The sequence below is a fragment of the Shewanella sp. HL-SH2 genome, from assembly GCF_051164935.1.
GTDB classification, from domain to species: Bacteria; Pseudomonadota; Gammaproteobacteria; order Enterobacterales; family Shewanellaceae; genus Shewanella; species Shewanella glacialimarina.
The window spans coordinates 3,337,135-3,360,302 of the sequence record NZ_CP195035.1; the positions used below are offsets into that span (position 1 = coordinate 3,337,135).

The 23,168-nt window shown below is 40.9% G+C and carries 18 protein-coding genes; 4 read left to right on the forward strand and 14 right to left on the reverse strand.

What is annotated here, in order from left to right; all coding sequences use genetic code 11:
- The first annotated feature begins 4 nt into the window (after positions 1 to 4).
- Positions 5 to 2,179 carry a sensor domain-containing diguanylate cyclase gene (locus ACRWP9_RS14555; RefSeq protein WP_434926597.1) on the forward strand — a complete coding sequence of 725 codons (2,175 nt, stop codon included), beginning with the start codon at positions 5 to 7 and terminating at the stop codon, positions 2,177 to 2,179.
- Here ACRWP9_RS14555 and ACRWP9_RS14560 read toward each other — a convergent pair.
- Complete coding sequence (locus ACRWP9_RS14560) at positions 2,157 to 3,611, reverse strand: alpha/beta hydrolase (protein WP_434926598.1); 1,455 nt, start codon at positions 3,609 to 3,611, stop codon at positions 2,157 to 2,159. The genes ACRWP9_RS14555 and ACRWP9_RS14560 overlap by 23 nt on opposite strands.
- Before the next feature lie 105 nt (positions 3,612 to 3,716).
- Between ACRWP9_RS14560 and ACRWP9_RS14565 the strand changes: the two genes are divergently transcribed.
- Complete coding sequence (locus ACRWP9_RS14565; RefSeq protein WP_434926599.1) at positions 3,717 to 4,259, forward strand: DUF6942 family protein; 543 nt, start codon at positions 3,717 to 3,719, stop codon at positions 4,257 to 4,259.
- A 39-nt stretch (positions 4,260 to 4,298) separates the two neighbouring features.
- Here the strand turns inward: ACRWP9_RS14565 and ACRWP9_RS14570 are convergent, their stop codons facing one another.
- From ACRWP9_RS14570 to ACRWP9_RS14620, 11 genes are all read right to left on the reverse strand, one after another.
- A complete protein-coding gene (locus ACRWP9_RS14570) occupies positions 4,299 to 5,306 on the reverse strand; it encodes a WD40 repeat domain-containing protein (RefSeq protein ID WP_434926600.1) in 1,008 nt (335 codons plus the stop codon).
- A 161-nt stretch (positions 5,307 to 5,467) separates the two neighbouring features.
- Positions 5,468 to 6,298: an ammonia-dependent NAD(+) synthetase gene (gene nadE / locus ACRWP9_RS14575; RefSeq protein WP_434926601.1), complete on the reverse strand. Its 831-nt coding sequence runs from the start codon at positions 6,296 to 6,298 to the stop codon at positions 5,468 to 5,470.
- A gap of 124 nt (positions 6,299 to 6,422) precedes the next feature.
- Positions 6,423 to 7,727 carry an inosine/guanosine kinase gene (locus ACRWP9_RS14580; protein WP_434926602.1) on the reverse strand — a complete coding sequence of 435 codons (1,305 nt, stop codon included), beginning with the start codon at positions 7,725 to 7,727 and terminating at the stop codon, positions 6,423 to 6,425.
- A 135-nt stretch (positions 7,728 to 7,862) separates the two neighbouring features.
- A complete protein-coding gene (locus ACRWP9_RS14585; protein WP_434926603.1) occupies positions 7,863 to 8,159 on the reverse strand; it encodes a hypothetical protein in 297 nt (98 codons plus the stop codon).
- Between the two features lie 160 nt (positions 8,160 to 8,319).
- Positions 8,320 to 8,964: an adenylate kinase gene (adk, locus tag ACRWP9_RS14590; RefSeq protein WP_434926604.1), complete on the reverse strand. Its 645-nt coding sequence runs from the start codon at positions 8,962 to 8,964 to the stop codon at positions 8,320 to 8,322.
- A 136-nt stretch (positions 8,965 to 9,100) separates the two neighbouring features.
- On the reverse strand, positions 9,101 to 9,967 hold the full coding sequence (locus ACRWP9_RS14595) for a co-chaperone YbbN (RefSeq protein ID WP_434926605.1): 867 nt from the start codon (positions 9,965 to 9,967) through the stop codon (positions 9,101 to 9,103).
- 56 nt (positions 9,968 to 10,023) lie between these two features.
- Positions 10,024 to 11,937 carry a molecular chaperone HtpG gene (gene htpG, locus ACRWP9_RS14600; RefSeq protein WP_434926606.1) on the reverse strand — a complete coding sequence of 638 codons (1,914 nt, stop codon included), beginning with the start codon at positions 11,935 to 11,937 and terminating at the stop codon, positions 10,024 to 10,026.
- 231 nt (positions 11,938 to 12,168) lie between these two features.
- The gene (gene recR / locus ACRWP9_RS14605) at positions 12,169 to 12,768 is read right to left on the reverse strand and encodes a recombination mediator RecR (protein ID WP_434926607.1); all 600 of its coding nucleotides are present in this window, start codon (positions 12,766 to 12,768) and stop codon (positions 12,169 to 12,171) included.
- Between the two features lie 114 nt (positions 12,769 to 12,882).
- Complete coding sequence (locus ACRWP9_RS14610; RefSeq protein WP_226414621.1) at positions 12,883 to 13,569, reverse strand: class I SAM-dependent methyltransferase; 687 nt, start codon at positions 13,567 to 13,569, stop codon at positions 12,883 to 12,885.
- A gap of 175 nt (positions 13,570 to 13,744) precedes the next feature.
- Positions 13,745 to 16,228, reverse strand: coding sequence for an ABC transporter permease (locus tag ACRWP9_RS14615; RefSeq protein WP_434926608.1), 2,484 nt, complete (start codon positions 16,226 to 16,228; stop codon positions 13,745 to 13,747).
- Positions 16,228 to 16,977 (reverse strand): ABC transporter ATP-binding protein, encoded by a 750-nt coding sequence (locus ACRWP9_RS14620; RefSeq protein ID WP_434926610.1) that lies wholly within the window; start codon positions 16,975 to 16,977, stop codon positions 16,228 to 16,230. The genes ACRWP9_RS14615 and ACRWP9_RS14620 overlap by 1 nt, the downstream gene beginning before the upstream one ends.
- Here ACRWP9_RS14620 and ACRWP9_RS14625 point away from each other — a divergent pair.
- Positions 16,943 to 17,596, forward strand: coding sequence for an arylesterase (locus ACRWP9_RS14625; RefSeq protein ID WP_434926611.1), 654 nt, complete (start codon positions 16,943 to 16,945; stop codon positions 17,594 to 17,596). The genes ACRWP9_RS14620 and ACRWP9_RS14625 overlap by 35 nt on opposite strands.
- A 128-nt stretch (positions 17,597 to 17,724) precedes the next feature.
- Positions 17,725 to 18,822, forward strand: coding sequence for a DUF3083 family protein (locus ACRWP9_RS14630; protein ID WP_434929084.1), 1,098 nt, complete (start codon positions 17,725 to 17,727; stop codon positions 18,820 to 18,822).
- Positions 18,823 to 19,473: 651 nt separating this feature from the next.
- Here ACRWP9_RS14630 and sohB read toward each other — a convergent pair.
- Entirely contained in the window at positions 19,474 to 20,484 is a 1,011-nt protein-coding gene (gene sohB / locus ACRWP9_RS14635) for a protease SohB (RefSeq protein ID WP_434926612.1), read from the reverse strand.
- Between the two features lie 115 nt (positions 20,485 to 20,599).
- Positions 20,600 to 23,098, reverse strand: coding sequence for a VolA/Pla-1 family phospholipase (locus tag ACRWP9_RS14640; RefSeq protein ID WP_434926613.1), 2,499 nt, complete (start codon positions 23,096 to 23,098; stop codon positions 20,600 to 20,602).
- Positions 23,099 to 23,168 lie beyond the last annotated feature (70 nt).

The following is a 23,168-nucleotide window of genomic DNA, read 5'->3' on the forward strand; positions in this document are numbered from 1 at the left end:
TTCATTGAAAAAATTGTCGTTAAATCCACATAATCTGATGTTTTCAATACTAATGGGTGTTATTGCACTTATTATTAACTTTTATCCTATCCCCTTCTTCGCAAACGTCCAATTTATACTCGGAAATACACTGACCATCGTCGTGGCCATTTTATGTGGCCCCTGGTATGCGTTAGTGACATCATTACTGGCCTCAACCAGTTTAATGCTCACCTGGGACAGTTATCATGTTTTCTTTATTTTTGGGTTAGAGGCATTATTTTTAGGTTTTTGCCGAAGAAAAGATATCTATGCGCTATATGGCAATATTATATTTTGGCTTGTTATTGGCATGCCCATTTTCTATTTAATGGCCAAGTTATTTTTTGATATGCCAACCGAGCACTTACCCTTTGTAACCATAAAGCAGGCGATAAATAGTTTAATTTATACCAGCATAGCCTCTATATTAGTTTTGATGGTGCCTAAATTATGGATGTTTGAAACCAAGATAAAAGATAAACAGCGCAGAAGCCTAAGCAAGCAGATGACATATTTCGTCACTCTGATGATTACCTTATCTTTATTATTTTCAACGCTCTATTTCAACTATATTTCACTGGATAAGCAACAAAACTTAATCGTGAAAAATCAACAAGAATCAGTTTTTCATTTAAGTAATGCTGGCGAGCAATATATCGATAATCACCAAAAAGTGATTGAGAATGCTGCACGCTATTTCAGTATAGCCAGCGGTTCACCACAAGAGATACAACCTCTTCTGAGTAATTTACATCAAAATTACCCCGGCTTTATCAGTATGTTAATTACCGATAATCAGGCACGAATAATTGCCGCATCACCTACTATACGATTAAATGATGCCAAAGATAACAATGTCATCGTCAATGATAGAGATTATTTCATAGAGTCATTTTATAACCAAAGGGTGTTTGTTTCTTCAGTGTTTTTGGGTAGAGGCTTCGGCAACGACGCGATTGTAGCGATTAGTGCGCCATATTATGACAAGCAAAATACAGCACAGCCTTTAGGTATAATTGAAGGTTCGTTAGATCTAAAATACTTTTCAGCAATAGACTATGATTTCAATCAACAGAAAAACCAATCGATAATTTTGACCGATGAAACCAATAATATTATTTATGCCTCGGAAAAGCTCAATTTAAACGTCATGTCGCCCTTTAAATATGGTATGCACAATGGACTGTATTTAACCCAATTACCCTTGATGAATATCACCGAAACGGAATCTAGAATTCCAGAATACATTTATGCTCAGAAGCAACTAAAAAATGGTTGGAATATTTATATTATTGAGCCCTTTTCACCATTATTGCAGCTCGCTGAAAAACAAATGCAAGCCAGTTTTTTTATGTTACTTGGTGCTCTTTTTATCAGTTTTTTCATTTCAAATCGAATTAGCCAACTGCTAACTATTCCCCTCGAAATGGTAGCGAACCAATTTGGCCACCTTAGCCAGCATGATTTAAATAACCAAGTACTAGATGAAAGCTCTCCTAAGGAAGTGTATAGCCTTTATCAAAGGTTATTGATTAGTAAGCAACAGCTGATAACTCAGCAATTGGAACTGGAAGAAACGGTTGTTAACCGCACTAAAGAATTAGAGAAAGCCAATCAAAAACTCAAAGAATTAGTCGACAAAGACCCATTAACTCAACTGTTTAATCGCCGATTTGCTGAACATAAGTTCCAGGAAGTGAGAGAGTTTTGTCTTCGAAGTGAACAAGCCATTACTGTGGCTATTCTTGATTTAGATTTTTTCAAAGCTGTTAATGATAGTTACGGCCATTTAGCGGGGGATGAATGCTTACGTCAAGTGTCAGCACAACTGTCTCAACATTTTAAACGTGATATTGATATTATTGCCCGTTATGGCGGAGAGGAATTTATTTTAATTTTACCTATGTCGAACGCACTTAACATTGAACATCACTTGAATGAATTTAAAATCAAACTGTCTCAAATGCCCATTAACACGCCAGACAGAACTGAAGCATTTGATATCACCGTCAGTATCGGGGCTATCACAGCTAATGCTAACTTTGATGCTAGGCTAGATAAATGGATAAAAATAGCCGACGATAATTTGTATCAAGCTAAAGCTCAAGGTCGTAATCGCACTATTGTCACTATTATCAATCCTGAGGTGGAATCATAAATTTGTCCATTCTATCCATCATATAGGGGTAGAATGGGTTCCATTTTTGGCGCAACATATTGGCTGCAGACATGGAAAACAATCCTCTTTCAGCTTGAAATACCGCTAAGCCTATTTGTACCGTTTCAGTATTTTCTATTATCAAAGGGCCATAAAGTGGGTCTTCTATCGGAAATGGCAACGCAATGTGCGAAAGCGAGAACACACCTTTAGGCCATTCGAGCAATAGTTCTTGTGGGGCTTGCTGATTCAATATACCAAGCTCTCTAGCTTGTACGGCCCGAGATTGTTGTGCCTGACTTTCAATTAGCGTTAAGCGATAATCCATATCATTATTTGTCCAAAATGGTTCAAAAAACGTGATTGGATCAAGATTCATTAACAACCTAAAACCGGTACTGCGATTATAGTCAAACATCACTAATTCATGACCGTTTTTAGGCAAATATCGGTAAAGCTCATCGACGACATTCACAGATGAAACCGTATCATCTATGACTGACTGAAAGGTTTGTATAGGCGCGATTTTCTGTTTTTGCTCTGCGGATAAACTGTCTAATAATTGTTTATTACGCAGAGTTAGCTGGTAAACAATATCACCTGCATTAACGGCAAATGACATATATTTAAATGGGTCGTACTCAACTTCAATACTATTCCAAAAAAGTTTTTCCTGCCCAAGTAATGCACCTAGTTTAGCCTGCCAATATGCCGCCTGGGCAATGGGAGCCAAGCCAATAGCTGGTGACATAAAAATCATCTTGTCATAATGAGTCGGCTTATTCAGACTTATCGCTTCTAATTGGTGGTTTAGCGCGAGTGCTGCACCAGTAGAAAAACCTACAACATATAAGGGTTTACCTTTTAATTTATCAGATAAATGAGCGGTAGCTAACGCCACAGCACCTGCTAAATCAGGCCAAGTAATATCTGTTAGCCCTGAAGGCGTGGTGCCGTGACCTGGTAATCTTAATCCGACTATATGGGCTTGATGTCGATAATGCTCAGCAATATGCGACATAGAGTAAGGTGAGTCAGACATGCCGTGGATCAATAACAAACCAAATTCTGCATCATCATTTGGCCACTCAAAAGATCGATTCCAGTCTTCATGCCACAAAGCAGGATCCGATGAGCTGCCCTTTTCATAACGATTTATCGGAGAGGCGACCTCCGGTTGGTATTGTTGGTATATTTTCTGCTCGACTTCAGCAAATAGTTTATTTTCTAGTGCTAAATACTGCTTAAAATTATCTAAACCTGATTGTTGATGATATTCATTTTTGAGATGTGTGGTATGCCAAAGCGACAGTTCTGGCCTAGCATTCAATAACCATACAGCAATAATAATCAACGCAATAGACGTGCCTATAGTGCTATAGAATAGGGCAAATAACATATGCTTAGTGGATCCGATAACAATAGCGCGCATGATTTCCCTTATACTAAAAAATGATTACAACGATGCAAATAAAGGCCTAAAATAGCCTGACAGAATAGGTGATTATAATAGCAAGTATGCTAAAAGCTAAAGAACATGAATACCGCTAGTAATGAGACACTTTCAAACAATATTATTAGTCACTACTTTGGTTCCCTTTTACCTAAAGTGATTTTTTACTTGCCCACACCACCTATCATTCCAACAGATTGGAGCGAAAGTGACCCAAATGCAGCAAAAAGACTAATCGAAGCTAATGGTAATCATTGGCGAAAAATTATCATTATTATCTGCAAACTTGTGAGTAAAGAATTATCTTGTTGGCGAACGATACAAAACACACTATTTCAACAAAATAGTATTGCTCATTTACCAATGGCCATTGCGATTGTGGATCAGTCTACTGAGAAAACTATCGACATAAAACCTGATAGCTCAATCATCCATATCATTTGCGGTAAAAATACCTTTTCAGGTTTTACCATTGAAAGTACATTACTTGTTAGCACTCTTTCATTGAATCAACAGCAAACGATTCGATACCACCAACAGGTTTTTCACACGCCATATTTAGATTATCGACAATTTCCTAATGCCTTGATTGATCTATTGAGACCCAAGCTACACCAGGACAGATAAATCAATCAGATACCTACTGCCAGCTAAATCTAGGCACATTTACAAACTCCAGGTTTCAAGACCACCATCTGAACTTAAGGTTAATAGTTTTCCATTAGGTTTAATCTTCATGGAAAATACCGTAGTGCCTACACTGTAGGCGGTGATATCCCAGTGACAAAGCTCCTTTCCAGAGTTTGCATCCCAGTAGATAACCGTTTGTTTTGAGGTGGCGGTAATTAAATTATTAGCATTATTGATAAATAGAGCCTGTCTAAAATAGCGATAGCGCTCAAGGTAATCTAGTTGGCTAACAGGCAAAGCGGTTTGAGAGTCAAGAATGACATTGTTATCTAGTGCATCGGCAATAAACAAGCGTCGATTAGTTTCATCGTAGCTAGCACTGGTGATCCGCTGCGGACGTGAAAAACTACTAATCAACGCGCCACTATAAGTGGACCAAATATGCACGTCACCATCTAGTCCTGTTGATAATACCTGCTGTTCAAAATTAGATAGTTCAATATGATTAACTGCGCCACTGTGTTGCTTGAACAATGACATCGTCATGCTGCTTCGTTGAATAACAGTAATAGAACCATCATTCATACCCACCAAAATAGTACTGCCGGTTTGGCTTAAAAAAAGGCTTGAAACACTTGCGTCAGGGTTAAAGCCTTGAGCAGGCCAGCGTATATCTAGTTTGCCGGTTTCAAGGTTGAAAATAGATATTTTGTGTTTACCGGCAGTAGCTAGATATTGGTTATTACCTGACATAGCCAGCAGATAGTTAGACTCATCAAAGTCATCATCAGTCCATTGATGTAATAATTTATTGGTCGCAATCTCCCATACCGATAATGCACGGCTTCTGCCTAGTGTCACAGCTATACTCGCATCGGCGGACAAAACGCCATCAACAAGGGTTTCTTTTACCAGTCTCAGAGCGTTATCCGGACTTTTGCTAACAGCACCTTGATTGCAACCAGTTACAGTGATAAACGCTACTGTGATGGCAATAATCAGACCGACCTGAAGCGATAATCTAGATTGGACCTTAGCTAACAAGTTAATTCCTTAAAAGTAATGCTTTTAATATATTAACATAGAGAATCAGCTTATTAGCCACCCTAGATTAAGTAGAATGACATAAAACCAAATGACACAAGTTAGAATTAGCTTAACTTGTGTCACATATATTGTCGGCTTAATCTGTAATCATAGCGATATTAATCGTAAATAGTGGGTATCGCTTTACGCTTATGCTGGGTGCGCTGATAAATGCTAATCAGCTTGGTTTCAACGCTAGCATCGACCGGTTTGCCTTCCAGAAAATCATCAATTTGATCGTAGCTCATGCCTAGCGCCACTTCATCTTCTAATTGTGGTTTGTCTTCTTCTAAATCAGCTGTAGGCGCTTTTTTTACCAGAATATCTGGTGCGCCCAAAAAGGCAGCAAGTTGACGCACCTGGCGTTTATTTAAACCAAACAATGGCGCTAAATCGCAGGCACCATCACCAAATTTAGTATAAAAACCGGTAATATTTTCTGCGCTATGATCGGTACCAACGACTAAACCACCTACCATACCGGCTATTTCATACTGGGCAATCATTCGCATTCTGGCTTTTACATTACCCTTAACAAAGTCGACTTTACCTTCTTCAGGTAAAGATACTCCCGCATCGTTCAAACCTGCTAAGGTGGCTTGATGCACACCTAAAACACCTTCGGCAATGTTAACAGTCACTTGTTTAGACGGTTGAATAAATTGACAGGCTAGTTGTGCTTCGTCTTCATCTTTTTGGACTTGATAAGGTAAGCGCACGGCAATAAATTGATAGCGATTATCGGCTAACTCTTGATTTAAGCTATCGACCGCTAACTGACATAAACGACCGGTTAAAGATGAGTCTACTCCACCGCTGATCCCCAACACTAATGAATGACAATGGGCCTCTTTGAGCTTCGATTTTATAAAGGCGACACGTCTTTGTACTTCAAAATCTGGCTCAATGGCCTTGAGTACATGCATTTCACGTAAAATTTGTCCTTTCACTTTAAGCTCCTTCAATTACTAACCTGGGCCTATTCTATTAAAATTTGATGAAAAAAAAACGATAATGACAAAACATTATCGTTTATTTTTAGACTGTTTTTTATTTAGCTCACTAAACCACTGATTAGCGTTCCCAATAAGACTCTTCTAGGCTGTCTTCTCGCTCTGGTAAACCGCGCGATAGACGTGGACTGTGTTGAGCTAACACTTCATAGGCAACGCGGTTAGCATACTTACACACTTGCGAAAACGATGAATAACATAAACCATCGCGTTTATGTTTACTTGATCCAGGCACATTGGTTTTATGGAAGGTATTGGCTGACAAGTCGTGCAACAAAGCTGATAAAGCGCCATCTCCTGCACCATTGGTGTTACGTATATAATCAGGTCCGCCCATATAAGGCGCAATGTGGGCATAGACTTTAATGGGTTCTTGGCAGTCAGCTTTTAGCATAGGGCGAGAAAATTCATAACGATTGAACTCAGGAATAGCACCTGGTAATAAAGTATGACTCGTCTCACGCTTGGCACTGTCTTCGGCATATCCTGCTGTGTATAAACCAATTGGGCCTGCCGTGGTCAACACCATATCACACCACTCAAGTGCAGCTTCACTGGCTAACAATGGGTCTTTAAACCCTGTAAGCGCTTCACCTTCATCTTCATTCATGGCTAATATAGTCACATGTTCTTTAATAAACTTTTGCCACCAAACAGGGTCTTCTTGAATTAAAAAACGGGTGCCTAAGGTTAATACTACAGGCACTTCAGCAGCTTTTGCATATTCGATAGCTTTCATCGCAGCAGATGTCATACCGTCACCTTCGCTAGCGCGCATCAAATAGGCCGTAATCACTAATGCAGAGCTTTCTTGAACCACCTGTTGATTTATATAATGTGGGGTCAGTTTATCCATCGAGCCTTTGCTGATCGCAAAAGTGCGTTCACCGTCTTCTGAAATTAATGTAAAGCAACGACCAATTGGACCATCTACAGGTTGAAGATAATTTAAGTCAACTTTTGAAGAGGTATTGCAAAGATAGCGATAAGCATAGCTACCGACCATAATATTCTGGCTCATCACGCCAAACAACACTGAGCGATCGTCAGCTAAAATGGAATAGTTATGTACCGTGTTGCCTATGGTGCCACCCGCAAACTCGTCGCTGATCATGTCATTAGATTTAAGTTCATTATAAAGCGCATGGGCGCCATCATCATCGATTAGTGTTGAGTTACCTTTAGGCAAGCCGTAACGTTCAAGCAAATCATCGGCAACTTTCGCTTCAATATCGACTAACGTTTGATCAACTCCACAAATATAAGTAGAAAATGCTTGAGGTTGATGGGTAAACTGCGCCAGAAGTGGATCGCGGTTACTGACAGGAAAGTAATGTTTCGACTTACGTTGACCAGGAAACTTCATAATCGATTCTCATGAGTTTGCATCCGTGCAACCAAATATAAATATCAGTTTAGCTTATTATTGCTGTAAGCCATGATTAAATAAAAACCGCCTTTGACAAAAGGCGGCGCATGATATCACATTAACTTCATGAGATTAAATGACTTTTAGTGCTTCATTGCCGCTAAACGACGCCTGTTCTTTAACTAGGTCAATCATCATATCGCTATGAATATCATCATCATTTAAACCTGGCATAAAGCCATTACGCTTACCCCCTGCATTAATAGAGGTTTGCTTAACCGCTATCGAGATTTCTACTAGGGTTTCTAACAGTCTGATATAAAGGCAGGACATATTAAATCTACTAAACGCACTCCACTGTTCGTTAATCCGGCCAATAACTAATCCGCAGATAGTGCTAATACTTATCTCATCGGACGTCGAAAACAACGATTTTTGCGATTTATGGGATTTATGGGATTTAAGCGATTTATGAATTAAATGTTCAGCAACTATCATAGCGATAGGCAGTGATAAAAATAAAAAAAGCCTGCAATGCAGGCTTTTAAATAATACCAACTAAGGTATTGTGATCAAATTGATTAAGCTATTACTTCAGTACTGCAGCCAATTGCTGACTTACGGCAGTAACACTCTGAGTGCCATCAAACTTGTTGTATAAAGTACGGCCTTCAGCAGCCACTTTACCGTAATAATCTACCAATGGCTTAGTTTGCTCATGGTAAATACCTAAACGTTTACGCACTGTAGACTCTTCGTCGTCTGGACGAATAGCGAGCTCTTCACCAGTAACATCGTCTTTACCTTCCACTTTAGGTGGATTGAATACAACATGGTAAACACGACCTGAACCTGAATGAACGCGACGACCGCTCATGCGCTTAACAATTTCTTCGTCTGGTACGTCAATTTCGATCACGTGATCAATAACGATACCATTGGCAGTCATTGCATCAGCTTGCGGAATTGTGCGAGGGAAACCATCAAGTAAGAAGCCTTTAACACAATCATCTTGCGCGATACGTTCTTTAACTAGCCCTATGATTAAGTCATCTGAAACTAACTGGCCTGCATCCATCACCTTCTTAGCTTCTAAACCAAGTGGCGTTCCCGCTTTAACCGCAGCGCGTAACATATCACCCGTAGAGATTTGTGGGATACCATATTGCTCCATAATAAACTGAGCTTGAGTACCTTTACCGGCGCCTGGGGCACCTAATAAAATAATGCGCATCTCTAAAGTCCTCTTTTAAGATTATATTCTTTTTAGGGCGGCGATTTTCGCATATCTACCGCTCTTTTCATAGTAGCAATAGCACTGCATTAGACCTATATCTAATAAGATTGGCCTAATGTAACGGCGTCCGTGTTTAATACAGCAAGGTATACAACTTACGGCGATATTGATTGGCTAACGCATTGCCCTGCCCCATGGCGGTCATGATCTCTAGAAACATTTGTTTAACTTTACCATCGCCAGCATTAAGATCTTTTTGTAAAAAGCTAAAAAGGCAAGCTAACGCTTCTTCATTACGTTGGGCTTTATTCAGTGCCTTAGCTAAGTCGATTGATAAGATAATATCACCCGGTTTTTCTTCAAGCTGTTGTTGAAGCTGACGAATTTCTGGTGTATTCGCAGCATCTTCTGCTAATGCCAGCTTAGCTTTTAAGTTTTGGTAGTAACTGTCTTGATCTGCAAGCCCTATCCCTTCAATTAAAGGTTTGGCATCTGCAAGTGCACCTAACTGTAGATAAACATCAGCTAAGACTAAACGCACTTCAGCCATGTTATCAGCTTGTACCGCGATCTCTTTTAATTGCGCCACCAGTAAGGTTAATGCCTCCTGTGTTAAGGGCTCAGCTTGCCCAAGCTGTGCTTTTAAGCCATCAAAAGCTTGCATCCAAAGTGCTGGTAAATGCTTATCCAACAAGCTTGCGACACTGGCAGCATCTTGAACGCCTGCAAAACCATCAATCGGGCGACCTTTATCTAAAATCAACGTAGTGGGTAAGCTTTCAATTTGGAAATACTGGGCGATTTCCATCTCCACTTCGCAATCAACACTGGCCAATATAAAACGACCAGCTTGCGCTGTGGCAAGTTGCTCAAGTGTTTGCAACATCTGAACACTTTCTGGTTTTTGTTGGGCAAAAAAAGTCAATACCACGACTTTTTCCATCGAAGCATCAACAACTTGCTGAATATTTTCTTTGGTTAACGAAATGATGTGTTCCATAGGTCCCCTTAAAATACAAAAGCGGACACTAAGTCCGCTTTTTTATCCGCTTAGTATTACTTAAAGCTCGACATTAACATTTGGTTCATTAATTTAATGAACGCTGAAGGGTCGGCTAAGCTGCCCTTTTCTGATAGCTGGGCTTGTTGTAGTAACAAGTTAGACCAATTTGCAAACAATTGCTCATCTTGTTCATTGCTCAAACGCTCAACTAAAGGATGGCTTGGGTTAATCTCAAATGTTGGCTTTGAATCAGGAACAGGTTGACCCGCCGCTTGCATCAATTTAATCATTTGGGTCGACATTTCGCCTTCACCGGTGACCACACAAGCTGGAGTATCAGTTAAGCGTGACGTCACTTTAACATCAGACACTTTACCGTCTAACGCCGCTTTAATGCGCTCAACTAAGCCTTTAGCTTCTTCGGCAACTTTTTCTTGTGCTTCTTTGTCAGCTTCATCTTCTAATGAACCTAGCTCTAAATCACCTTTGGTTACTGAATGCAGTTGCTTGCCTTTAAATTCAGTTAAGTGGTTAATTAACCATTCATCAATACGCTCAGACATCAGTAATGCTTCAATGCCTTTTTTACGCAGTAATTCAAGATGAGGGCTATTTACCGCTGCGTCATGGCTGTCTGCCACTATGTAATAAATCTTTTCTTGGCCTTCTTTCATGCGGCCAATATAGTCTTCTAATGACACAGTGGTTGCAGCGCTATTGTCATTGGTTGAAGCAAAACGTAGCAAACCGGCAATACGCTCACGGTTAGCATAATCTTCTGCTGGACCTTCTTTCAATACTTGACCAAATTCAGCCCAGAAAGATTGATATTGCTCAGCATCATCTTTAGCAATTTTTTCAAGCATGCCTAAAGCACGTTTCGTTAGTGCCTGACGCAATGTTTGGGTCACTTTGTTGTCTTGTAAAATTTCACGAGACACGTTAAGTGGTAGGTCATTTGAATCAATTAACCCTTTTACAAAGCGTAAATAGGTTGGCATAAACTGTTCTGCGTCATCCATAACGAATACGCGTTGTACAAATAACTTTAAGCCATGTTTTTGATCACGGTTAAACATATCAAACGGCGCTTTTGCCGGGATATATAATAAGCTAGTGTACTCTTGCTTACCTTCAACACGGTTATGCGCCCACTTTAGTGCGTCGCTGTAATCGTGTGAAATATGCTTATAAAACTCTTGGTATTCTTCATCTGAAATATCCGCTTTGTTACGGGTCCAAAGCGCGGTGGCTTTGTTCATCAGTTTCCAAGAACCTTCAGTAGCTAGAATTTTCTCACCATCTGGGCCGTCTGATTCAGGTTGACCTGCTTCAAACATTTGCACAGGTACAGAGATATGATCAGAATACTTGGTGATGATTGAGCGCAGACGATAATCGTCAGCAAATTCAGTTTCTTCATCACGTAAATGTAAGGTGATTTCAGTACCACGGGTATTTTTAGTGATGTTATCTACGGTAAAATCGCCTTCACCAGCCGATTCCCACAACACGCCTTCACTGGCTGGCTTGCCCGCAGCGCGAGTGCGCACGGTCACTTTTTTCGCGACGATGAATGCAGAGTAAAAACCGACACCAAATTGACCAATCAATTGTGAATCTTTAGACGCTTCACCTGATAAATGGCTGAAAAACTCTTTGGTACCTGACTTAGCAATTGTGCCTAAATGTTCGATAACACCATCACGTGTCATACCGATACCATTATCAGAAATAGTGACAGTGCCTTTTTCTTTATCGGTACTGACGCGAACTCGAAGGTCGCCGTCACCTTCATATAAATCATCATTGCTTAGCGCTAAATAGCGTAATTTATCCGCTGCATCGGCCGCATTTGAAACTAATTCACGTAAGAAAATCTCTTTGTTTGAATACAGAGAGTGGATCATCAAATGCAGTAATTGTTTAACTTCGGTTTGAAAGCCATGTGTTTCTTGTTGTGACATGAATAATTCCCTTGATATTACTTTTTACATAAACGATGACATTTGGCAGATAAAATTGATATCACCCAGCAAAAGTCACCACTCTTTAATGTTTCGTTATACAAGAGATGGGGCTTGGTGATCACTTTTCAAGGGGTAATGATTTTTTTGCTGTTTTTTTAAGCCATCATCAACTGACTGTCAATGATGGCAAATGTATTCGCAGGACTGTGGAGGAGGTTTAAGTCGTGATTATAGTTTAATACGACCATTAAAAGATAAGGCTAATGTGGTGCTATCTACATACTCTAATTCGCCGCCGACTGGTACACCATGGGCAATACGACTAATGATCACATTATGACGGCGGGCCATATCAGCGATAAAATGGGCGGTAGCATCACCTTCAACGGTTGGATTAGTAGCGAGAATAAGCTCTTGCACGTCATCGGAAGATAACTGCTGTTCAAGTAAGGCTAAGCCTAGCTCTTCTGGGCCAATGCCATCCAAAGGTGATAAATGGCCTAACAATACAAAATATCGGCCGTTAAAGTGGCCGCCTGCTTCAATGGCAAGCACATCTGCTGCGGTTTCGACTACGCATATTATTTCCGCATTACCACGTTTATGACTGGCGCAAATAGGACAAAGGTCTTGCTCGGTAAACGTGCGGCAACGCTGACAGTGACCGACTTCAGACATGGCTTTTTGTAATGACTCAGCAAGCTTAATACCTGCCTTTCTTTCACGCTCTAATAATTGAAATGCCATACGTTGAGCCGATTTAGGGCCGACGCCAGGTAAAATGCGCAGTGATTGGATCAGTTCATCGACCAACGGACTAAATTTCATCGTATTAAAAACCTTCAAATAAAAATACTATAAACGCTAAAGCGCCGATTATTCACTGTGTGTCGTAAGATTGCAAAAAATGAATGGCATTGAAATCCATTAAATAGACTTAAATTAATTTTGCGGTGAATATCTGGCAAAAATGAACAAATCGACAGTGGGATCTCTGCCTTCAGGTTGAAACTGTTTGCGCTGCAATTCAATAATATCAAAACCATACTGTTCTAACAGCTCGACCAGAAATGAACCTTGATAATAATGAATGTAAACTTGATCGCCGCTACTAGACGTTTGAAAACCTGATTTATTGACATCATCTTCCATCGTACTGATATAAACCAAACCTCCAGCCTTTAATAATCCAGCCATATCTTTAATCAGTTTAGTGACATCATTTTTGTCTAAATAAGGTAAACCAAAGCCACAAACAATGGCATCAAACTGGCGCGATTCATGCCCCGGCACTTTAAACAAAGTGTTTACCCTAGAAAGCTGGCGACTGTCCATTACTGCAAAACGTGCCGTCGGATTATTTTGTTGTGCCAGCATCACCATATTGGGGGCTAAATCAGTTGCTAATATATCTATATTAGGCAGTTTATCCAGTAAAAAACGAGTGATATTACCTGGACCACAAGCCACATCTAACACCCTCGTTTTAGTACTGCATTGAGGTAACGATTTCAGTAATGAACATAAAGTATCGTAAGTATCCGCATAAGATTCAAAATTCATGTATTTATCTTGATATTGCTGCGCTAACTTATCAAAGGTATTCACTGAAATTTGATATTTATCCATGCTTATACCCTATTTATAACTCACTTAATACACCGTAAACAAAATGGCTAATTGAATAACTCACCCCATTATTAACGTCAGTGATTAACATCAGTAACAGCAATGTGAATTAATCAAAAAGTACAGATACGTTACCTAATGAAAAAGGGAGAAGTTAGCCTCTCCCTTTTTATGTCTAACCCGCTTTCAATAGTTCACTGCATGATTGATTGAGTAATTGACGACAACGCCAGACACCCAATAATGCTACCACTAACGCACCCGATATTGGCGCAATAACCCACCACTCCCAATGCATATAAACCACAAGTTCAAATACTTGGGTTTTAAGCATATAAAGGGCAAACTCAGCAACAATCACAGCTAAGAACCCCGCTATTGCACCGAGTAAAGCAAACTCAAGTCCCGTTGCTGCGCGCAGTAACCAACCCGATGCGCCAAAGGTTCTTAATACTGCTAGTTCGCGCTGCCTTGTTGCCATTCCCGCTTCGGTTTGTGCTATTAACACTAACGCACTGGCAAGTAAGACTAATACCAGTACTAAGGTTAGCGATAACGACACTTGATCAATAATTTGCCGTAATTGTCCAACCATAGCGCCAACATCAATCACTGAAATAGTCGGAAACTGCTGGATCAACTGTAGCACCACAGCATTGGCGGTTAATTCGCTGCCTTGCGCCTTTAAGTCCTGGTCGTTTAAGTGAAAGCTGGCCATTGAAGTATACGAAAAAGGCGCTAAGGCTTTAGGCCTAAAAATCATAAAGAAATTAGGCTGCAAAGTTTCCCACTGCACCTTACGTATACTGGTCGCTTTTACGGTAAACGACTGGTTATCAATATTAAATGTCATAGTGTCATTCAACGCTAGCCCTAACCGTTCTGCCACACCAGATTCAACAGACACTTCGTCATCAGCCTGGTTAAACACCCCTTCGACTATTGGATTATTAGGCGGTAAAGTATCACGATAGGTCAGATTCAATTCTCGAGAAATACCCACTCGCCCAGCAATACCGGCACGTTCTTGCTCACCCGAAATCAACTCTTCATCATTAATGTGGGTTAAACGTCCACGAATCACAGGATAGATATCGGTTGCCTGAATCCGGTTATCATCTAAAAACTGCTGTAATGGTTGGCTGTCTTCCGGCGCAATATTGACTAAAAAGTAATTAGGCGCATCTTCTGGAAGCTGCTTTTGCCATTCATTAAGCAAATCTTGTCTTAGTGCTAAAATAGTCAGCAATAATACCAAGGCGCTACTAAAACCAACCAGTTGCACTGCATTTTGTCTCGCTCGGCGACGAAGACCAGCCAATGCTAATTGCAGTGGATTAGTGGTTTTCATGCCCACACTATGCCCCATGCGGATCATCACAAAACCCAGTATGCTCAATAATGCACCGAGTAATAGTACCGTGAGCACCACCGTCATGGTTAGGGCGAGACTACGAGAGTATAAGTAGCCTAACAGTGCCATAGCACCTAAGCTGAGTAACAAATGCAACCACATGCCAAATTGCAGCCCTTCAAGTTGACGTTGTAATACTCGCAAAGGTGGAATTGCCAATAATCGCATTAACGGATAAGCCGAGAACATAAAGGCGCTGATCAAGCCCGTTGACATCCCCAGCAATAGTGGCCGCAGATAAGGCGGTGAATAAGCCGCTATCTCAGGAGGTAAAAACTGGGTAATGGCTAAATCAAGTAATACTCCACCGAATAAACCTAACGCTATACCCAGCAAGGTCACCAACATAAGGTGAAAGCCAAATAACAATCTAATTTGCTTTGCCGATGCGCCGAAGGTTTTTAGCATGGCAACGACATCATAATGGCGCTGACAATAACGCTGCGCAGCAATACCGATTGCGGCACACGCTAATGCAATGCCGAGTAAACTGGCTAATAATAAAAAACGCTCCGCTCGTTTAACTGCCGAGGCAATTGGTGAGTCACCGGATTGCACATCTATCCAGCGCTGGCTGTTGTTCAATAGTGGCTTTGCTTGCTCTTCAAAGGCAACTAATGCATCTGCATCACCGGTGAATTGGTATATGTAGCTCACACGGCTACCGGGTTGAATAATGCCGGTAGCGTCTACATCATCAAGGCGCATTAACAATACAGGCGCAGAGGCAAATGGGTTAAAGCCACCATCGGGTAAACGACTTATTTCGGCAGATAACAGCAGATCACTATTACCTAATTCTAATGACTTGGGATAACCTAACAGTCCACCTAAACGGTTTTCAAACCAGGCCTGGCCTTTAGCCGGTAACAGTGAAGTTTCACCGGTAGATAACTCCACTTTCCCTTTTAAAGGATAACCCTCTCCGACCGCTTTTATGGTGACTAGCTGAAACTTGTCACCAGCATAGACCATGGAGTTAAACTGCATATTAGTCACATGATTCAGCTTTAACTCATCAGCTATAAGCAGTACCTTTTGATCAACTTCAACCGGTGAATCAATACTTCTATCGGCTGCAATAAACGTTGCCGCTTCACCATTGATAGCAACTTGTAAGCGTTCACTTACTCGGGCAAGGCCACTGACGGATAACACGGCTAAGGTGATAGCCAGTACGATAAGCAGCAACTGCCCCTGCGCTAGTTCACGTTTGAATAAACGCCATGCTAACTGCCATTCCATTAGTGCGCCTCCCCGTTTACTTCAAATTGAGGTGCATTGGTATTAGCGACGGACGCATTTGGCTCGGTCAACAGGCCATTATCCATCACAAATTGACGTTTACAGCGTTTTGCAAGCTGCAGGTCATGGGTAACCAATACTAAAGTTGTATCACTTTCTTGATTAAGTTCAAACAACATATCGGCAATTTTATCACCGTTAACGCTGTCTAAGTTTCCGGTTGGTTCATCGGCAAATAGTACTTTAGGTTCGCAGATAAAGGCCCTTGCAATGGCAACGCGCTGCTGCTCACCACCAGACAACTGTTTCGGTAAATGGGTTAATCTATGGGATAATCCTACACGTTCAAGCATGTTTTGTGCTTTTTGCCTGGCATCTTTTACCCCTGCAAGCTCAGCGGGTAACATTACGTTTTCAAGCGCAGTCAAAGTATCGACCAACATAAACGACTGAAAAACAAAACTGACTTTGCGCTTTCTTAGGGCTGCCTTTTGCTCTTCATTTAAACCTGATAATGCCGCGCCATCGAGTAATATCTCTCCAGATGTTGGCGTATCTAATGCGGCCAACAAACCAAGTAATGTTGACTTTCCCGAGCCAGAGGGTCCTAATATTGCAACGCTGTCTCCTTGCTTGACATCCATGTTGATGCCCTTGAGGATAGTCAGTTCACCTTCTTGAGTTACCACCGTTTTTATGAGGTTAGTTACTGTAATGGCACTAGAATCTTTAGCAAAATTTGTCAACATAGGATCCTTCTTTAAATTAGCTATTAAGCGCAGTCTTACGACGCTAATTATTATTGTTTCACTTTCTTCTACCAGCTATGCTGCCACGATTTTGATACTAGGTGATAGCTTAAGTGCAGGTTATGGCATGGAAGAAGGTCAAGGTTGGGTACAATTGTTAAGTAATGAGCTCCCGGAACACACTATCATTAATGGTTCAGTCAGTGGTGAAACTTCCGCAGGGGGAGCAAGGCGGCTCCCGAGTTTACTGGAATCGATGCAATTTGACCTGGTTGTCATTGAACTAGGTGGTAACGATGGATTACGTGGATTTCCACCAGTACAACTGAAATCAAATCTTACAAAAATCATTGATCTGTCACAACAAGCAGGCGCAAAAGTTTTACTAACAGAAGTCATGGTGCCACCCAATTACGGACCACGTTATAGCAAAATGTTCAACGATGTTTTTAGTCAACTTGCTGAAGACTATGATATCGGGCTTATTCCATTTTTCATGCAACAAATTGCCCCCAACCCAGCACTGATGCAACGCGACGGAATCCATCCTAACGTAGAAGCCCAGCCGGTTATTACGCAATGGATGAAGCCTTGGATCATTGATGCGCTAAAAATGTGATCCTGGTTAAATATATTCAACATAAAATAACAAAAAGTCATATTATTTTAAGATTTAATCTTTAGAATGTAATTACAAGGATTTGTTTAAAACGCTAAATCAATATTATTACTCAAACAATATTTACAATAAGACCTAACAAGACTAAAAGGAAAAATTATGTCCGTCAGTCGTCAAAAAAAGTATACCTACCTACCGCAACACGCAAAAACCAATATATTTCGGTAGGCTTTCCATTAACTGATGCTTTCTTAGCTGAATATGCCGATGTAGACACTTGCTACCACGAATTCAGTAAACTAGTTTATCAGGTAGCCGAAAAACATGAGTTGTTTAATGTTCATGTGATTGCCACAGACAAACTACCTATGGTGCGTTTCCATAGTGAATCATATTGCCTGTCAACTGAAGAGCAACTGCGTTTTTTCTATAACCCTGCTCATCACGAAGCAAACCGTTTGCACAGTATTGCCGGTCATAGAGCCAAAAAACTTAAAATTGTGTTTTTAGCAACGGGTACTGAACTGCGCAGTAACTCTGCAACCTTCCATGCCAACGTACAAAAGTTTCTAGCTGAAATTAAACCTTTGCTACCAGTTAAAGATATTAAAATTAAAGTACGTGACCATCAGCATATTTCATACGATTTCTTTGCTAAAAATAAAGGCATTAAAGAAACCTATGGCTACAAACTACGTGCGGTAGATAACCGCTATAAACGCCGTGAATGTAATCTACCAGAAGATGTCAGTGCGCTTAATTATGTCACGGTCAGCATTCCTGTCGGTCGTCGTATCAAAAAGCAATTACTTTCTGAAAACATGACCAACTTTGGTCCTAGCTATCAAAATGTTGCTGATAAATTTATTGCAGCAACTAAAAATAGCCAACTATTTCGTGTGGCAATGGTCGCAAACGGTAAATTGCCACTAGTACGTAATAGTAAGTTTGAGCGTTTGAATAACACAGCTGAATTTCAAATGGTTGGCTTTGATCCTAACGCCGACGCCCCTGCACCAATATTGCACTGGGACGACCAAAAATTAGTTGAAGCTATTCGATTCGTGATTGTTGCAGGTAAAAATGACTCGAATGATGAAGGCTTTGGTCGATTCATGAATCAAGTTGAAGATGCTGTTCGCAGCTTTACGAATGAATTTGACATCGATAAAGAACACATTGATGTTATTTTACGCTTCCATCAGCATTTAAGTTACAAGGCTTAAAAAATAACATTACTGTCAAAGTATTGAACCAACGTTTAAAACGGCAGCTTAGGCTGCCGTTTTTGTTTTTAAGACTTTAAAATAGAATGTTAAATAATTATGGCAAGATTTCATGTTGATTAACAACCGCCAAACAAGGCATGTTGGATGGCATACGGCAAAAAACGTCGTAGTTTGCTCAATCAAACCAATATCAATATCAATAATCAAAAGCAGGAGATGATATGTTCAACAAGAAATTGACTTGGCTTATGCCAACATTAGTGGCGACAGCAGTCATTAAATAATTAGAGGCTTATTTCAGCTTTGATAATTGCTCTGACTGTTTATACGGCTGCAGTGACGGAAGTAGTGAAACTGCCCCCCCTTAAAGATTACGCAGCCAATCATCACACCGCCGGTGGTGAATCTGCCCAGTGAAGATGGTGAGTGTAAAAACCAAACCACTGAAGTGAATTGGCTAGCAGCTAACGCCACCATTCCCACACCAATTTGCTGACAAACGGTTTGCACCAATTCATCACCAAATTATTGCTGGGTAAACAACAAAAGATTACGTAATTGAAAAGTGGGATAACATAGAACTCCCACCATTAAATTTACGTTATAACCGCCTTATTTAAACTTTACGCCATGCTCTCTAGCATCTAACTATATAGGCCGATTAAGCTCTGTCAGCTTATTAACTACACTGTTAACAGATAACGATGCACCGTGGGCAATTTTATCAGCCAGTTTTTTCTTCATTTGGTACTTAAGCTTGTAAACTTGATGATCTTTGGCTAGCAGCAACACGATATCATCGCTGGTAGCAATTTCGTCAACCAAACCTAATTCTATCGCCTGTTTACCATACCAGTGCTCACCAGTAGCCACTTTATCTAAATCTAACGCTGGACGATAATGACCAACAAACTGTTTGAATAATACATGGGTTTCTTCTAGTTCTTGTTGGAACTTTTCTCGTCCTTCATCGGTATTCTCACCAAACACTGTTAACGTCCGTTTGAAGTTGCCTGCGGTATGTTGCTCATAATCAATTTCATGTTTTTTAAGCAAACGACTAAAGTTAGGTAATTGCGCTACTACACCAATAGAACCCACAATAGCAAACGGGGCAGCAACTATTTTGTTGGCTACGCATGCCATCATATAACCACCGCTGGCTGCGACCTTGTCAATACAAACAGTAAATGGGATATTGGCTTGGCGTAAACGGTCTAATTGACTTGATGCTAAGCCGTAGCCATGAACCATCCCACCACCACTTTCTACATTGACTAATACTTGATCACCCTCTTCAGCAATGATCAAGATAGCAGTAATTTCCTCACGCAATGACGCAACTTCGCCGGCATCAATACTGCCTTTAAAGTCTAGAACATAAACCTTTTTAATTGGTTGCTCGTTTTTGTCGGCTGCTTTATCTTCTGCTTTAACCTTTTTCTCGTAAGCTTTAAGTTGTTTCTTAGACAATAACTCGTGTTTCAAATCATGTTTTAATTGCAATAACTCATCGCTTAAATCTGTCAGTATTAGCTCGCCTTTATCGGTTTTATTTTTCATTCCGCTGGCGATAACAACAACAACGACAGACACGATGGCAATCACTATAGTGACCGCTTTAGCCAAAAACATGCCGTACTCAATTAAAAAATTCAAAATTTACTCCGAAAAAAAATATTAACCTAGTTTACCAACATCTACTGAGAAACAAACAATAAAAAACCCAGCTTCTGCTGGGTTTTTAAACAATCAAAAGACTAAATTGTCATGATTAATTACAAGACTGAATCACATCAGAATTAGAAATTAATACAGTTGCAGAACCTAATGCTGCAGTACGAGCAAACATGGCTACTTGAGATTGCATTTCAGCAGTAGCTTGCGCTGCCATGCCATCAGTTGCTGCTGTCTCACGTGGGCTCACAATCGAACTGTGATGTCCTTTAGAGAAGCGAACCGCAGCAGAACCCGCAGCTGTTGAATCCGCACAACCTAAACCAAGAGAAGTAATTAATGGCTCTGTACCTGAAAGCGGAAAACCAGCAACCGCATTAGGTAAAGTTTGGTCTGATAGATTACCAGCGCCATCGCCAACCACTTCAATTAAATGAACCGGTAACCCTGTTGCAGCTAATTTAGCACCATGGTTAATTGGATCCGCACTGTCTACAGCTGTTTGAACAGCAAATGCAAAAGTCGGAAGAAACTCAGCATAAACCGCTTGAACTAATGCGGCATATTCTGGTGAGCCCACTTCATAACCAGGTACTTTATTAGCAGCATTAACCAACGCCATAAAGGTATCTGACTTACTAATACTATCAAACAATACTGGACCAAAGGCTGCTGAGCCAGCAAAAGCCCCTGCTAAACCGCCTGCTGGAGCAACTAGTGAAGATGCTGTTATTCCATAAGCATTAGGTAATTGTGTGCCAGATGCTGGATCAACTAAGCCTGTACTTGCGTAAGTTGAGAACGTTGTGCCTACAATGCCACCAAGGCTTAAACCTTGTGCACTGATTTTGCTTATATCGAATACTTGCTGACCACCCGCTTGGGCAATTTGTGAGTACATACCAGTAAGCAATAAACGCAGCGCTAGATGATCCATCGTCGCTTGGCGGAAGTTATCGCGCACAGTTAATGTACTACCAATATTGACAAATACTAATGGGCTGCCATTTTTGAATGCATCAGGTTTGCCAACTACCACACCGTAAGATGGGTCAGTTGCCGACACTTCATACTTGCCGTCACCATTGGCATCGAATGATCGGGCGCCATGCAATGGCATATCAATCGCAATTGTAGCAATACCCATTGCAGCGTAAGAACCTGCGTAGGCTAAGGCCATCTCTTTACCACCACCTAAACCATGCAATGCAATGTTAGTTGGCCAGCCGTTCGTTGGCGGCATAAAGGTCAAACCTTGAGATGCTTGAAATGCTGCAACTTTCGCAGCATTTGGGATTGCAATCAATACAGGTACCGTTTCATAACTCATGATTTTCGGAATAGGATTGAACTTAGTTAAATGTTTAGTTGGATCGGCAACAGTACCGTCATCTAACATCCAAGGGTAGCCAGCTAGCAAAGCAGGATTAGCAAGTGCAGCACTTGGGTCGATACCAAAACCAATAGCTTGCTGGGCAAAGTTAGCTTGACTCATCTTGCCAGCTTGAACCGCTAATAAGACTGATACAGGGCTATCGCCTTGGGCAAACCAACGGCCATTAATTAACGGCGCACCTTGTGGGCTTAAGCAAGCACTTGATGAACAGCTTCCATACATTGGCAACTTAATGCTCGCGGTATACACATCCGCTAAACTAGAAACCACATAAGCGGCACCGTCTGCAGGTGTTAATCCTGCTGCTTGTGCAACTGTCACCACACCACCAGCACCATTAGGCATAGGAGTAGGAGTTTGAACGAACGAAGGCATATACGGTGCTCGAGCCGCCATAAGTAGCTTGGTCGTTTCATATACATCTTTTACCGATTGAGTGGTAAATAAACCTGAGAAACTAATGGTTTCTGCATCAACACCGTGTGCTTCAGCCATACCTTTTTCATAACTGTTTACTAATCCTTGTAGTTGTAATTGTTGAGGTGTTGCTAAAGGATTAACATCAATGTCTAATTTCAGCAAACCATAGGTTGTTGAAGGTGCAATACCACGCCCAAGTGAATCTTGAATCAGGTCAGTTGTCGCATAAATATATGACTGGCCGGCTTTAAGTGGCTTAAGTGGCACAATGGCAACTTTATTACCAGAAGCCTTAGAAACGAAATCTACGCCAAATGATAATTCTTCACCTACTTTACATGCAGATACTGAAGCGGCTGCCTTACATTCTGGGTCGCTTGATAATGCCCCGCCAACCGTTGCTTCAAATACTCTTACGGCACCTGGCTGAAATACAGAAGCAGCATCCAGTGTTAATTTATTGCCATCTAAGTCATTGGCAAGGTCAACAGTAATAGTAATAGGAGATGAGGTTGACCAACCATCTAGGGCACCTAATGCAAGCTGTGGATTGACATAATCAATACCATCTTCACCTGGAATACTTAATGTGCCGTCTGTCGTGCCACTGAAGAGTAAATCGTTTGGTAATGGTACCTTGCCGTTAGCTGGATCAAATTGCATATGTGAAACAGGTACTAATGGAGTTGCTGTTTCTCTTGCTTCATTGAAGCTTTCTTCTGAACAACCGGTTAGTCCTAGAGCAGATGCAATAGCAACACCCAAAATGAGTCTTTTCATCTTTTTTCCCCAAATCTTGTTGTAATAATTTTGTTTTCCCCAAAAATTGGTCACAATAGTCCAATCCTGT